At 68.5% G+C, this 12,305-nt stretch carries 10 protein-coding genes; 6 read left to right on the top strand and 4 right to left on the bottom strand.

Annotated elements, in window-relative coordinates; genetic code table 11:
- Window positions 1-162: 162 nt before the first annotated feature.
- Window positions 163-1,935, bottom strand: a complete 1,773-nt coding sequence (locus tag ACFPJ1_RS31500) for an NAD+ synthase (protein ID WP_380109472.1) — start codon at window positions 1,933-1,935, stop codon at window positions 163-165.
- Between the two features lie 144 nt (window positions 1,936-2,079).
- Here ACFPJ1_RS31500 and ACFPJ1_RS31495 point away from each other — a divergent pair, with 144 nt between their 5' ends.
- Complete coding sequence (locus ACFPJ1_RS31495) at window positions 2,080-3,261, top strand: DUF418 domain-containing protein (protein ID WP_380109470.1); 1,182 nt, start codon at window positions 2,080-2,082, stop codon at window positions 3,259-3,261.
- Here the strand turns inward: ACFPJ1_RS31495 and ACFPJ1_RS31490 are convergent.
- Window positions 3,225-3,587, bottom strand: a complete 363-nt coding sequence (locus ACFPJ1_RS31490; RefSeq protein ID WP_380109469.1) for a nuclear transport factor 2 family protein — start codon at window positions 3,585-3,587, stop codon at window positions 3,225-3,227. The genes ACFPJ1_RS31495 and ACFPJ1_RS31490 overlap by 37 nt on opposite strands.
- Window positions 3,588-3,673: 86 nt before the next feature.
- Between ACFPJ1_RS31490 and ACFPJ1_RS31485 the strand changes: the two genes are divergently transcribed.
- Both ACFPJ1_RS31485 and ACFPJ1_RS31480 read left to right on the top strand, forming a co-directional pair.
- Window positions 3,674-4,171: a hypothetical protein gene (locus tag ACFPJ1_RS31485; RefSeq protein WP_380109467.1), complete on the top strand. Its 498-nt coding sequence runs from the start codon at window positions 3,674-3,676 to the stop codon at window positions 4,169-4,171.
- Complete coding sequence (locus tag ACFPJ1_RS31480; protein WP_380109464.1) at window positions 4,168-5,154, top strand: hypothetical protein; 987 nt, start codon at window positions 4,168-4,170, stop codon at window positions 5,152-5,154. Before ACFPJ1_RS31485 ends, ACFPJ1_RS31480 begins: the two co-directional genes overlap by 4 nt.
- Here ACFPJ1_RS31480 and ACFPJ1_RS31475 read toward each other — a convergent pair.
- Together ACFPJ1_RS31475 and ACFPJ1_RS31470 are read right to left on the bottom strand one after the other, a co-directional pair.
- The gene (locus ACFPJ1_RS31475) at window positions 5,080-5,484 is read right to left on the bottom strand and encodes a hypothetical protein (protein ID WP_380109463.1); all 405 of its coding nucleotides are present in this window, start codon (window positions 5,482-5,484) and stop codon (window positions 5,080-5,082) included. The two genes, ACFPJ1_RS31480 and ACFPJ1_RS31475, sit on opposite strands and share 75 nt — an antisense overlap.
- Window positions 5,485-5,494: 10 nt before the next feature.
- Window positions 5,495-5,923 carry a thiol-disulfide oxidoreductase DCC family protein gene (locus tag ACFPJ1_RS31470; RefSeq protein ID WP_380109460.1) on the bottom strand — a complete coding sequence of 143 codons (429 nt, stop codon included), beginning with the start codon at window positions 5,921-5,923 and terminating at the stop codon, window positions 5,495-5,497.
- Between the two features lie 134 nt (window positions 5,924-6,057).
- Here ACFPJ1_RS31470 and glnA point away from each other — a divergent pair, with 134 nt between their 5' ends.
- The 3 genes from glnA (at window position 6,058) to ACFPJ1_RS31455 (ending at window position 12,248) form a co-directional block, all read left to right on the top strand.
- A complete protein-coding gene (gene glnA / locus ACFPJ1_RS31465) occupies window positions 6,058-7,398 on the top strand; it encodes a type I glutamate--ammonia ligase (RefSeq protein ID WP_380109458.1) in 1,341 nt (446 codons plus the stop codon).
- Window positions 7,399-7,509: 111 nt separating this feature from the next.
- Entirely contained in the window at window positions 7,510-8,589 is a 1,080-nt protein-coding gene (locus ACFPJ1_RS31460) for a HupE/UreJ family protein (RefSeq protein ID WP_380109456.1), read from the top strand.
- Window positions 8,586-12,248, top strand: coding sequence for an outer membrane protein assembly factor BamB family protein (locus tag ACFPJ1_RS31455; RefSeq protein WP_380109455.1), 3,663 nt, complete (start codon window positions 8,586-8,588; stop codon window positions 12,246-12,248). The genes ACFPJ1_RS31460 and ACFPJ1_RS31455 overlap by 4 nt, the downstream gene beginning before the upstream one ends.
- The last annotated feature ends 57 nt before the right edge of the window (window positions 12,249-12,305 follow it).

The raw sequence follows: 12,305 nt of genomic DNA, 5'->3' as shown, positions 1-12,305 counted from the left end.
TGCGTGAGTGGTCGCTCACACCCGGCCGGGGCGGTGGGGTCGGGCCTGCAGTGGCGCCGGCATCGCTACGGCGTTCGGGCACGTCCCAGTCGTCCCCGGCCTCCGGAGACTCCGGTGGGAAGAACGGACTGTCGTTGAATGGGCGGTTACGCCAGGATCCGCTCAGGTCTCCTTCACCTTCCTCGCGTCCTCACGCCAAGCGTTCGTGATCGGCAGCCGCCGGTCCCGGCCGAAGGCCTTGTGGGTGATCTTCGGACCCGGAGGATACTGCCGCCGCTTGTACTCCGCTTTGTCGACCAGCTGGATCACCTTGCTGACGAGCTCCGTGTCGAACCCGGCGGCGACGAGCTCGGCCGTACCGCGGTCCTGCTCGACGTAGTCGTCCAGCATGTCGTCGAGCAGGTCGTACGGCGGCAGCGAGTCGGTGTCGACCTGACCCGGCCGGAGCTCGGCCGACGGCGGCTTGGCGATCGCGTTCTCCGGGATCGGCGGCTGCTGGCCGCGTTCCTTGGCATCCGCGTTGCGCCACTTGGCCAGCCGCCAGACCACGGTCTTCGGCACGTCCTTCAACGGCGCGTACCCGCCGACCGCGTCGCCGTAGATGGTGGAGTAGCCGACGGCCAGCTCCGACTTGTTGCCACAGGCAAGCACCAGGTGGCCGTCGGCGTTGGACAGCCCCATCCAGATCACCGCGCGCACCCGCGCCTGCAGGTTCTCCTCGGCCAGCCCGGTCAGCCCGAGCGTGTCGAGGAACGGCTGCACCATCGGCTGGATCGGCACCACGCGGTAGTTCAGCCCGGTCCGCGCGGCCAGTTCGGCGGCGTCGTCCTTGGAGTGGTCGCTGGAGTAGACGCTCGGGTTGGAGATGCCGAACACGTGCTCGGCGCCGATCGCGTCGCAGGCGATCGCGGCCACCAGCGAGGAGTCGATCCCACCCGACAGCCCGAGCAGCACGGACTTGAACCCGTTCTTCTGGACGTAGTCGCGCAGCCCGGTCACGATCGCGCCGTACATCTCGGCCTCGTCGGACAGCCGCGGCGCCAGCGCGCTCGCGATCGGCTCGTACTCCGGCAGCGGGTCATCCTGCAGCACGGTGTGCACGATGCGGATGCCCTCGTGCTCGCCGCCCGGCGTACCGGTGGGGGCGGCCAGGTCGAGGTCGACCACCATGCTGCCCTGCTCGAACTGCGGCGCGCGGGCGAACACCTTGCCCTCGGCATCGGCGATCAGCGAGTCGCCGTCGAAGACGAGTTCGTCCTGGCCGCCGATCAGGTTCACGTAGGCCAGCGGGCAGCCGGCCTCGCGGGCCCGGCGGGTGACCAGTTCGCCGCGGACGTCGTCCTTGTTCGCCTCGTACGGCGAGCTGTTCACCACCAGCAGGAGTCCCGCACCGGCGGCGCGGGTGGCCGCCACCGGGCCGCCGTCCTGCCAGAGGTCCTCGCAGATCACCAGGGCGACGTCGACGCCGTGGATCCGGATCACCTGCAGGGTGTCACCGGGGACGAAGTGCCGGAACTCGTCGAAGACGCCGTAGTTCGGCAGGTGGTGCTTGACCGCGCTGGCGACGACCTCACCCTGGTGGATCACGGCCGCGGAGTTGGTGGGCGATCCCTTCGGGCGACCCAGCCGATCGATGCCCATCGCCGTACCGGTGGCGCGGTCGAGGTAGCCGCAGATCACCACGATCTCGCCGAGACCCTCCTCGGCCAGCCGGGCCGCGAGCTTGCGCAGCTTGACCTGGGACGCCGTGACGAACGACTGGCGCAGGGCCAGATCCTCGACCGGATATCCGGTCAGCGCCAGCTCGGGAAAGGCGACCACGTGGGCGCCTCGCTCGACGGCATTGCGCGTCCAGGAAACGATCTTGTCGGTGTTCCCATCGATGTCACCGACCGTCACGTTGAGCTGAGCGAGAGCAACCCGTAGCTGAGGCACGGGAGCACCCTACTGGTCGGTCGCTCCTCTTTCGACCATGTCTGCGGGATCTTGACCATTTCTGCGCGAGCGGACAGACGAAGGTCGCGGCGGCCGATACTTTGTGCGGCTGCCGGACCGCTGCGCAGCCGCTTCAGTGGGGGAGTGACTTCTTCTGAAAGCGGACCTGAGAGCGGACCGACGGGGGTTTCGGCGCGGGCGCTTGGGCCCGATCTGGCGCGCGGGTTCATGCTGCTGTTCATCGCGCTGGCGAACCCGCACTACTTCCTGCAGAGCAGGTCCGTGCTCGGCGGGTTCCCGCAGGACGGTTCGGGCCTCGATCGGGTGGTCACCTGGCTGATCGCGACCTTCGTCGACGGCAGGGCGTTCCCGCTGTTCGGCCTGCTGTTCGGGTACGGCGTTGCGCGGATCGCGGCGCGGCAGACGGAGGCCGGCCGGTCCTGGCGATCGACCAGGTTGCTGCTCTGGCGACGGTCCCTGTTCCTGGTCGTGCTGGGTTTCGCCGACGCGATGCTGTTCTACATCGGCGACATCCTGGGCGCGTACGGCGTACTGCTGTTCATCGGCGTCTGGGCGTTGCGCTGGAAGGACAGGACGATCCTGCTGGTCGCGCTGTTCTTCTACCTGCTGAGCTGGTTGCCGAGCGCCGACTCGATGGCGATCAGCGCGGACGCGCCGGACCGCTCCATGCTGTCGCCGGACCTCTTCACCGGGTTCGCCGAGCGAGTCGTGGTGCATCCGTTCATCGCGCTGCTGGGTCCGATCGGCTTCGCTTGCCCGTTCCTCGTCGGCGTCTGGGCCGGTCGACGGCGGATCCTCGAGCAGCCGCAGAAGCATCTCGCGCTGCTCCGCTGGACAGCGATCGTCGGTGTCGGCGCAGCCGTCGCCGGGGCCCAGCCGGCGTCGTTGATGCTCGCCCGAGTCATCAGCAAGCCGAGCACCGACACCCTGGAGTTGATCGGGCCGCTGCACGACGCGACGGGAGTACTGGGTGGGTTCGGCTATGCCGCCTTGATCGTGCTGATCGCTAGGCGGCTCAGCGCTGGGCCGGGGCCGATCACCCTGGCTGTGGCGGCGGTCGGGCAGCGCTCGCTGACCTGCTACCTGTTCCAATCGATCGTCTGGGCCGTTGCCTTCACCCCCTACCTGGGTGGTCTGGCAGACGACCTGACCGTCACGACGACCGCGCTGCTGGCGACAGCGACCTGGTTGACGACCGTGCTGATGGCCGACTGGATGCGGCGGACCGGCCGGCGGGGACCGCTGGAGGTGCTGATCCGCCGGTTCACCTACCGGACGTCGTCAGCCTCGATCTCCGCGGTGTAGGAAGTGATGCCGACCAGCCAGCCCTGGACGAACTCGTACACGTCGCAGGACCGGACGAACGAGCTCTGCCACCTCGCGTCGACGTACTTGGCGACGGTGTCGACGGCGACCGCGTCGGTCCCGACCACGCTCTTGAACCGGAGGAACTGGGTCGAGGTGCGGGACAGTTGCTCGAGGGACTGCTCGCAGGCGACCTTCACCTGGTCGGGTCCCTCCAGCCGGGCGGCGCCGACCAGCACCCACTCGACCTGCGGGTGGAGATAGTCGTAGACCTCCCGGAACTGGTGGCTCGAGAAGGCCTCGGCGATCTGCTGGATGGTGGGCATCCTGGTGTCCCTTCGCTGCGCGTCCGCCCCACATTCTCACCACGGCGCTGCCGGAGGGTGAAACCCGGCTGGTGTGTAATGGCGGCGTGACGAGCGGGCAGCAGCGGACGGAGGACGGCGCCAGACCAGACGGCTCGGACATCCGGCTGGGCAGGGTGGGCAAGGCGGTCCGGATCCTCGTCGCGCTGGTCGGGATCGCGCTGCTGATCAACGGCTCGGTGCGTGCGACCGACGACGCCTGGCCGTTCGGCCCGATGTCGCAGTACGCCGGTGCGGTGGCCGACGACGCGTCGATCACCTACACCCGGATCAGCGCGCAGACCGATGCCGGCACCACGGTCGACGTACCGCTGAACATCGAGGGCGCCGGCGTGGCCCGGGCCGAGATCGAGGCCCGGACCGGGGAGATCGTCGCGGACCCGTCGCTGCTGCAGTCGGTCGCCGACGGGTGGGCGCGCAAGCACCCGGACCAGCCGAAGTACGTGAAGCTCGAGCTGATCCGGGACACCACCACGCTGGTGAAGGGCCGGGTCGATGGCCCGCCGAAGTCCGAGGTCCTCGCCACCTGGCAGGTGCACCGATGAGCACGGAAGCCACCCGGACGCAACGAGCCCTGAACTGGTTCACCCCGGCGATCGCGCTGGCGCGGATCGCGTGGCTGCGGACGATCCTCTACCTGTTCGTCATCCTCGACATGCACGCGTTCGTGCGGGACACCCGGCTCAAGGGCGAGCACCCCGGGCTCTACCAGCCGCTGTTCCTGGCCCGGTTGTTCGACCTGCCGAAGCCGTCCGTGGCGAACACGACCACCCTGTACGTCGTACTGATCGTCGCTTGCCTGGTGGCATCCACCAACAGGTTGCCGCGGCTGGCCGGCTGGATCGTCGCCCCGGCGTTCACCTGGTGGGTGCTGATCGGGATGAGCGACGGCAAGGTCGACCACGACCACCTGGCTCTCGTGGTCGCGCTCTGGGTGCTGCCGACGGTGGCCCCGCGCACCGAGGGCTGGAACTGGAAGTGGCGCCGGGAGATCTCGCCGTACGCGGACCAGACCAGGTCCGAGGCGGCGGGCTGGGCGATCAAGTGCGTCCAGATCTCGGTGATCGCCACCTACTTCCTGTCCGCGATCGCGAAGCTCCGCGGCTCCGGGTGGACGCTGGCGTGGCCCGGCAGCGCGATCCTGACGTGGGCGATCGTGCGGCGGCCGCATCCGGTCGGCGAATGGCTGCTGCACCACCCGTGGATGCTGCACGTGATGCAGTGGGTCGGCATCATCGGCGAGTTCCTGTCGCCGGTGATCCTCTGGCTGAAGGGCCGCTGGCAGTTGCTGGGCGCGCTGTTCTTCATCGGCTTCCACGTCGCGAACACGGCGATCCTGCTGATCCACTTCCTGCCGACGGTCGTCTGCTGGCTGGCGTTCGCGCCGATGGAGCGGATCGTGCCCTGGTTCCAGCAGCGCCGGGGCTCGAACAGCCCGGACAGTTCAAGCAGCTCAGCCGGCGACACCGGAGAGGCCGAAGACCAGGCCGAAGAGAGCCGGCAGGCCAAGGAGCAGGCCGGCGCGTAGCCGGAAGCGGCGGCCGCCGGGGCCCGGAGTACGGACCACTCGGGACAGCACCGCACCGGCGTACCCGAAGACGAACGCGGCGAGCAGGATCTGCTTGGTCGGCAGGGTGCCGTCGGCGTCGGTCAGGGCGAGCGTGACCAGGCCGGGGCAGCAGAAGGCGAACATGCCGAAACCGAGCTCCGGGATCGGCAGCCAGCGGCGCCCGAGGACATCCAGCTCGGCGGGTCGCTTCTGCTGGATCGAACGGACGTACCGGGCCGTGCTTAGCAGCAGATCACTGGCGCAGAGGAGCCCGGCCACGATCAGGGCGGCGTGGAAGATCGTCTGCACCCGACGAAGATTAGTCCTCCGGCGTGCTGGTATGACGCGGCAGGGCGCAGGCGGGCGTGCCGCCGGGCATCCTCTCCCGGTTGTTCGCGATCAGCCGGTAGACGCCCGCCGCCAGCCAGCGCACGGGTGGGAGCGTGATCACGGTGCCGAGCACCCGCCAGGCACCGCCGCTGTGGATCAGCCAGCGCCCGAACGCCTGCGCGCCGCCGTGGATCCGCCCCGCCGCGTCCACCCAGAGCACCTCGTACGTCGCCCGCTCCGCGGTGGTCCCGTACGCCGCGAGGTCCGTGAACTGCCAGGGCTCCACCAGGACGCTTCCGCCCAGTTTTCCCTGCAGCCAGCGGGCGCTCGTCGTACAGAAGGCGCAGTCGCCGTCGAAGATCAGGATCGGGGTCTGGATCGGACTCGGGATCGGACTCTGGATCGGACTCTGGGCCACGGCTGTACGGTACGCCGAGGCCGGTTTCGCCGGAGGCGCCCGGCAACACGTAACGTCTGCTTAACACAGCCGGGGCACACTGTGTGAGGCTCGCTCGACAAGTGTTTTCCGACGCATGAGAGGTGGACTCGCCGATGGACAAGCAGCAGGAGTTCGTGCTGCGCGCGCTCGAGGAGCGCGACGTACGGTTCGTGCGGCTCTGGTTCACCGACGTGCTCGGGTTCCTGAAGTCGGTCGCGGTGGCGCCGGCCGAGCTGGAGGGCGCGTTCGCCGAGGGGATCGGGTTCGACGGCTCGGCGATCGAGGGCTTCGCCCGGGTGACCGAGGCGGACATGCTGGCCAAGCCGGACCCGTCGACGTTCCAGATCCTGCCCTGGCGGGGCGAGACGATGGGCACCGCGCGGATGTTCTGCGACATCAACATGCCCGACGGCTCGGCGTCCTTCGCCGACCCGCGGCACGTGCTGAAGCGGACCCTGTCGAAGGCGGCCGACCTCGGCTTCACCTTCTACACCCACCCCGAGATCGAGTTCTACCTGTTCAAGTCGCTGTCCGGCGCGCCCGGCACGTACCCCGAACCGGTCGACTCCTCCGGGTACTTCGACCACACCCCGCAGGGCATCGGCAACGACTTCCGCCGCGAGGCGATCACGATGCTCGAGTCGATGGGCATCTCGGTCGAGTTCAGCCACCACGAGGGCGGCCCGGGCCAGCAGGAGATCGACCTGCGGTACGCCGACGCGCTGAGCACCGCCGACAACATCATGACCTTCCGGGTGGTGGTGAAGGAGGTGGCGCTGAGCCAGGGCATCTACGCCTCGTTCATGCCGAAGCCGCTGAGCGACCAGCCGGGCTCGGGAATGCACACCCACATGTCGCTGTTCGAGGGCGACCGGAACGCGTTCTTCGAGGGCGGCGCGCAGTACCAGCTGTCCAAGACCGGCCGCGCGTTCATCGCCGGGCTGCTGCACCACGCCGCCGAGATCACCGCCGTCACCAACCAGTGGGTGAACTCCTACAAGCGGCTCGCGGTCGGCGACGAGGCTCCCTCGTTCATCTCGTGGGGCCACAACAACCGCTCCGCGCTCGTCCGGGTGCCGATGTACAAGCCGCACAAGGGGCAGTCGAGCCGGGTGGAGTTCCGCTCGCTGGACTCGGCGGCGAACCCGTACCTCGCGTTCGCGCTGATGCTGGCGGCCGGGCTGAAGGGCATCGAGGAGGGGTACGAGCTGCCTCGCGAGGCCGAGGACGACGTCTGGTCGCTGACCGCTCGCGAGCGCAAGGCCCTCGGGATCAAGCCGCTGCCCAGCAGCCTGGCCGAGGCGATCCAGGCGATGGAGGACAGCGAACTCGTCGCCGAGACGCTCGGTGAGCACGTCTTCGACTTCTTCCTGCGCAACAAGCGGGCGGAGTGGCAGGACTACCGCCGCCAGGTCACGCCGTTCGAGCTGAACAAGCTGCTGCCCGTTCTCTGACCGATCCGCTGCGACGGAGTCGCAGGTAGTTACTGCTTGCCGCGTTATAACGGTAAATAGTTTCCTGATCGGACACCCGGTGGTCGTCCGGGTCGCGTGAGATGTCGTCTCATGCGGCGATGGATGACGTTCTGCGGTCTGGTGTTCTTCCTGCTCGGGTTCGGGGTGAGCACCGCCCAGGCGCACGTGATCGCTTCGACGGGATACTCGACGGTCACCCAGGACGGCCAGCAGGTGAACTACCTGCTCAGCCTGGAGTACGACGTACTGGCCCGGGCGGTCGATCTCGGCGCCCCCGCGACCGATGACGACCACCGCAAGCAGGCGCTCGAGGGTGCCAAGGACCGGCTCGAGGAGTACCTGGACCCGCGGGTCGTCGTCTCGCTGGACGGGGCCGCCTGCGAGCCGGTGCTGCAGAGCACCTCGGTCTCGCAGCGCGCGCAGAAGGCGTACGCCGAGCTCGCGCTGACCTACTCCTGCGCCGGGTCGCAGGGGTCGTACCACCTGCAGTACAAGGTCTTCGAGGACTCCGAGGCCGTCGCCGACGATCACACCAACCTGGTCGAGTACCACTTCGGCGACCGGACCGGCCGGACCGTGTTCGACCGCAGCCACCACGACTTCAGCGTCGGTGACAGCTCGATGGTCACGTCCAGCGTGCAGTTCGGCAAGATGGGCGTGGAGCACATCCTGCTCGGCCTGGACCACGTGCTGTTCGTGATCGCGCTGATCATCGGCGCCAAGAGCTTCCGCGGCCTGCTGCAGGTCACCTCGACCTTCACCCTGGCCCACAGCGTCACGCTGATCTCCACCCTGGTCGGCGGGATCAACGTGCCCGCCGTCGTCGTCGAGCCGCTGATCGCGTTGTCGATCGCGTTCGTCGCGGTGGAGAACCTGCTCGGCTCCACCCGCCACCGGTTACCGGTGGTCTTCGGTTTCGGTCTTCTGCACGGTCTCGGCTTCGCCGGGTCGCTGCGGATCACCGATGAGGTCAGCGCAGACCTGCTGGTCTCGCTGCTCAGCTTCAACGTCGGTATCGAGACGGGCCAGGCGCTCCTGCTGGTCGCGGTCTTCCCGTTGCTCCTGCTGGTCCGGAAGACCAGCTTCGGGGTGCCGGCGCAACGTATGGCGACAGGGGTCGTCGCCGCCTTCGGCCTCTTCTGGTTCGTAGAAAGGTTCTTCCTCGCATGAGTCCCCTTTTGGGCAAGCCCCGTCCCGGCGGGCCCTCCTCCGATCGACCACGGATCGGTACCTGGCACAAGGTGCTCTACGGCGCCACCGCCGGGCTGACCGCCCTCGTCATCGGGGTGCCGCTGACCGGCGCGCTCGCCGACGCGGTCGACGCGCCCAGCGCCACCATCTCCGGCACGGTCTTCGAAGACCGCGACAGCGACGGCCGGATCGACACCAACGAGACCGGCCTGGCCGGCGTCAGCGTGTCCGACGGTCAGCAGATCGTCGTCACCGACAGCCAAGGCCGCTACACCTTCCAGTCCGACACCGAGCGGCGCGACGTCGACCTGGTCTTCGTCACCCAGCCGGCCGGCTACTCCGTCGGCACCGACGACAACATGACGCCGAAGTTCTACCGGAACCTCGGCTCGCTCGCGGCCGGCGACACCCGCGAGGTCAACTTCGGCCTCCGCAAGGACAAGGCCTCCGCCGACGGCGGCTTCACCTTCGGCAACGTCGCCGACCCGCACGTCAACGCCCAGCTGCCCGAGCAGATCGAGGAGATCAACTCGACCAAGCAGCACCTGGCGTTCATCCAGGTCAGCGGCGACCTGACGAACAACGCGACGGACTCGGAGTTCGAGTTCTACAAGGCGAGCACCGCGGGATCGAAGGTCCCGGTCTGGCCGGCCGTCGGCAACCACGAGTACGCCGCCGGCAGCACCTACGCCGCGCGGATCAACAACTACCGCAAGCACGTCGGCCCCGAGTGGTACTCCTTCGACTACAGCGACCGGCACTTCCTGGTGCTGGAGAACAACGGCGCCGCGCCGTTCGCCGAGCAGCTGGAGTGGGTCAAGGCCGACCTCGCGCAGAACGTGAAGTCGGGCAAGCACCTGGTGGTGCTCACCCACCAGCCGATGAACGTGCCGTTCGGGTCGCCCTCGGTCTACGACGAGTTCGGCAAGGTGCTGGAGCAGTACGGCGCCGAGCTGATCCTGGTCGGCCACGAGCACTCGAACGACGTCGAGCCGAAGAGCGACTTCGCCGGCACCGCGAAGCACATCCAGACGGTGTCGAGCTCGTACACGATCGACAACTCGCCGCGCGGGTTCCGGTTCATCAACATGAACAACAAGACCTTCGACAACCCGTTCCGGATCTACGGCGCGGAGAAGGACCTCACCATCGTGAGTCCCGCTCCGGGCACGTCGGTCCCGCTGGACAAGTTCCCGGGCATCCAGGTCAACGCGTACGACACCACCGACGCGCCGGTGAAGGCGCGGTTCCGGGTCGACGGCTCGGCCTGGAAGCCGCTCGGCTCGACGGGTGAGTTCACCTGGTACGCCGGTCTGCCCGCAGAAGTGAAGATCGGCAAGCACACGGTGGACGTGGAGGTGTTCGACAAGACCGGCGCGTCCTGGAAGGCCTCGTCGAAGTTCACTCTCACCAACGAGAAGGCGATCAAGCCGGTCGTCGGGGCGAACTGGTCCCAGCACCACGGCGACGCGTCGCACGCGGGTGTCGCGGCCGACGCCATCAGCCCGGGCCAGCGGCTGGCCTGGTCGTACCGGACCAAGGGCACCTTCCTGACCGGTTCGCCCGCGATCGTCGACGGCGTCGTGTACGCCGGGACGCGGGACGAGAACGGCGAGGGCAACAGCGCCGTGCACGCGGTCTCCCAGGTCACCGGCAAGAAGCTGTGGAGCTACACGGTTCCGTCGTCGGTGCACGGCAGCATCGCGGTCTCCGGCGGCATCGTCTACGTGCCGACGCTGCGGGGCACGCTGTTCGCCCTGGACGCGAAGACCGGCACGCTGTTGTGGCGCAACGACCCCCAGGGGGCGCCGGAAGGCAACAACCAGCGCACCTACGGCTACTACGGCGTGACCGTTGCCGATGGCAAGGTTCTGTTCCCGTACCAGACCCGCTTCGGCGAGGCGGCGGCCGGCATCCTGCTGGCGCTCGACGCCAAGACGGGTCAGCGGATCTGGGCCTCGCCGATGGCCGGCAACACGATGAGCGACGGAACTCCGGCGGTCGCGGACGGCCGGGTCTACGTTGGCAACCAGGACGGCAGCGTCGTGATCGCCTACGACCTGAAGACCGGGCAGAAGCTGTGGACCGGCACGGACACCCTCGGCGGCTGGCAGGACGGCATCCCGTCGGCGGCTGACGGCCGGGTCTTCATCGGCTCGAACAACGGCATCGTCGCCCGCGACGGAGCTACCGGTGCGGTCCTGTGGAGCTACACGAGCTTGCACCCGTCCCTGGTCAGCAGCGGAGCGACCCCGTCCGCGGCCACGATCAAGGGCAACACCGTCTACATGTCCTTCCCGAGCGGCGCGGTGACCGCTCTCAACGCCACCACCGGCGCGGTCATCTGGGACCAGTTGCTGCCGGGTTCGCAGTACCGGGGTGGGTCCTTCACCTCGCCGGCGCTGTCCGGCAACACGCTGTTCGTGGGCGCCAACAGCGGCGGCTTCTACGCGCTCGACGCCGGGACGGGTCAGCCGCGCTGGCAGCAGAACATCGGCACCTGGGTGTCGGCGGGTCCCGCGGTCAGCGGCAACACGGTCGTCGTCGGCGCCCTCGACGGCAACCTGTACGCCTTCACCCCGGGCGGTACGGCGGTCGCGCCTTGGCCAGTCGTGACCGGCAAGGTGACCAACAAGGTCACCGGAGCACCGGCCGCCAGTACGACGGTCAGCGTGGTGCAGAGTGGTTCGGCCATCGGATTCACCTCGACCGATGCCGCTGGCAACTACCGGCTCGGGCTGCCGCAGGGGCCGGGCAAGTACACCATCCAGGTGGCGCAGCTCGGCTTCGGCACGGCCGCCAAGGAGCTCGAGGTCGGCTCCGGCGGAGCGACCGAGGTCAACCTCGAGATCTCTCCGGTGAACGTCGACGCGAGCATCGGCAAGCGGCTGCCGAGCGGCCTGGTCGAAGGCGGACCCGGCGACATCGTGATCGAGAACAAGCACCTCGCGATGGCGATCGCCAAGGTCTACAACGACCCGCAGCTGTCGCCGTCGACCACCGGCAAGGTGCTCGACATGGCGATCACCGGTCAGCCGGACCAGCTCGACTGGATCAACCTGCCCTACGTGAGCACCGCCGAACCCGTCGGCGGCAGCGCGTGGCAGCAGCTGCAGACCCGGTCGACCGACGTGCAGATCGTCGAGAACACCGGCGACAAGGCGGTCGTCCGGGTCACCGGCACGTCGGCCGAGCACCCCGGGCTGAAGATCGTCACGACGTACAGCGCGACGGCGGACGACCAGTTCATCACCGCGGCGACGACCTTCAGCAACGACTCGGCGGCCGCGCTGTCGGTGTGGGCCGGTGACGCGCTGGACCACGACGGCGCCGGATCACGGTCGGCGGTGTCCGGGTTCCCGGTGGTCACCAGTGGCGGGCCGTTCAGCCAGGTGCCGAACGCCAACCGCTGGATCGGGCAGGCCGGCACGGGTCCGGACAACCAGACCTACGGCCTGGTCTACAGCGCGGCCAGCGGTCCCTTCACCGGCTACTCGCAGAGCAACTTCACGATGAGCAAGTTCAAGCTGGAGATCCCGGCCGGCGGTGACCACACGATCACCCGCAAGATCGTGGTCGCCTCCAACGGCGGTGCGGCGGACAAGTTCGCCGTCCTGAACCAGATCCCCGCCGAGTAGTCCATCGCCGTCCGGAGGGTCTCTCCTCAGATCCTCCGGACGCGCGAGCTCGTGTCC

Origin of the sequence: Kribbella qitaiheensis (assembly GCF_042657745.1) — a bacterium.
Classification (GTDB): Bacteria; Actinomycetota; Actinomycetes; order Propionibacteriales; family Kribbellaceae; genus Kribbella; species Kribbella qitaiheensis.
Note: the sequence above shows the minus strand (reverse complement) of the source record. Positions and strands in the feature narration are given on the sequence as shown.

Bases quoted from the DNA above. Each gene is read 5' to 3' on its own strand.
- ACFPJ1_RS31490 (WP_380109469.1), bottom strand. From the start codon at position 3,587: ATGCCCACCATCCAGCAGATCGCCGAGGCCTTCTCGAGCCACCAGTTC.
- ACFPJ1_RS31480 (WP_380109464.1), top strand. From the start codon at position 4,168: ATGAGCACGGAAGCCACCCGGACGCAACGAGCCCTGAACTGGTTCACC.
- glnA (WP_380109458.1), top strand. From the start codon at position 6,058: ATGGACAAGCAGCAGGAGTTCGTGCTGCGCGCGCTCGAGGAGCGCGAC.
- ACFPJ1_RS31460 (WP_380109456.1), top strand. From the start codon at position 7,510: ATGCGGCGATGGATGACGTTCTGCGGTCTGGTGTTCTTCCTGCTCGGG.
- ACFPJ1_RS31455 (WP_380109455.1), top strand. From the start codon at position 8,586: ATGAGTCCCCTTTTGGGCAAGCCCCGTCCCGGCGGGCCCTCCTCCGAT.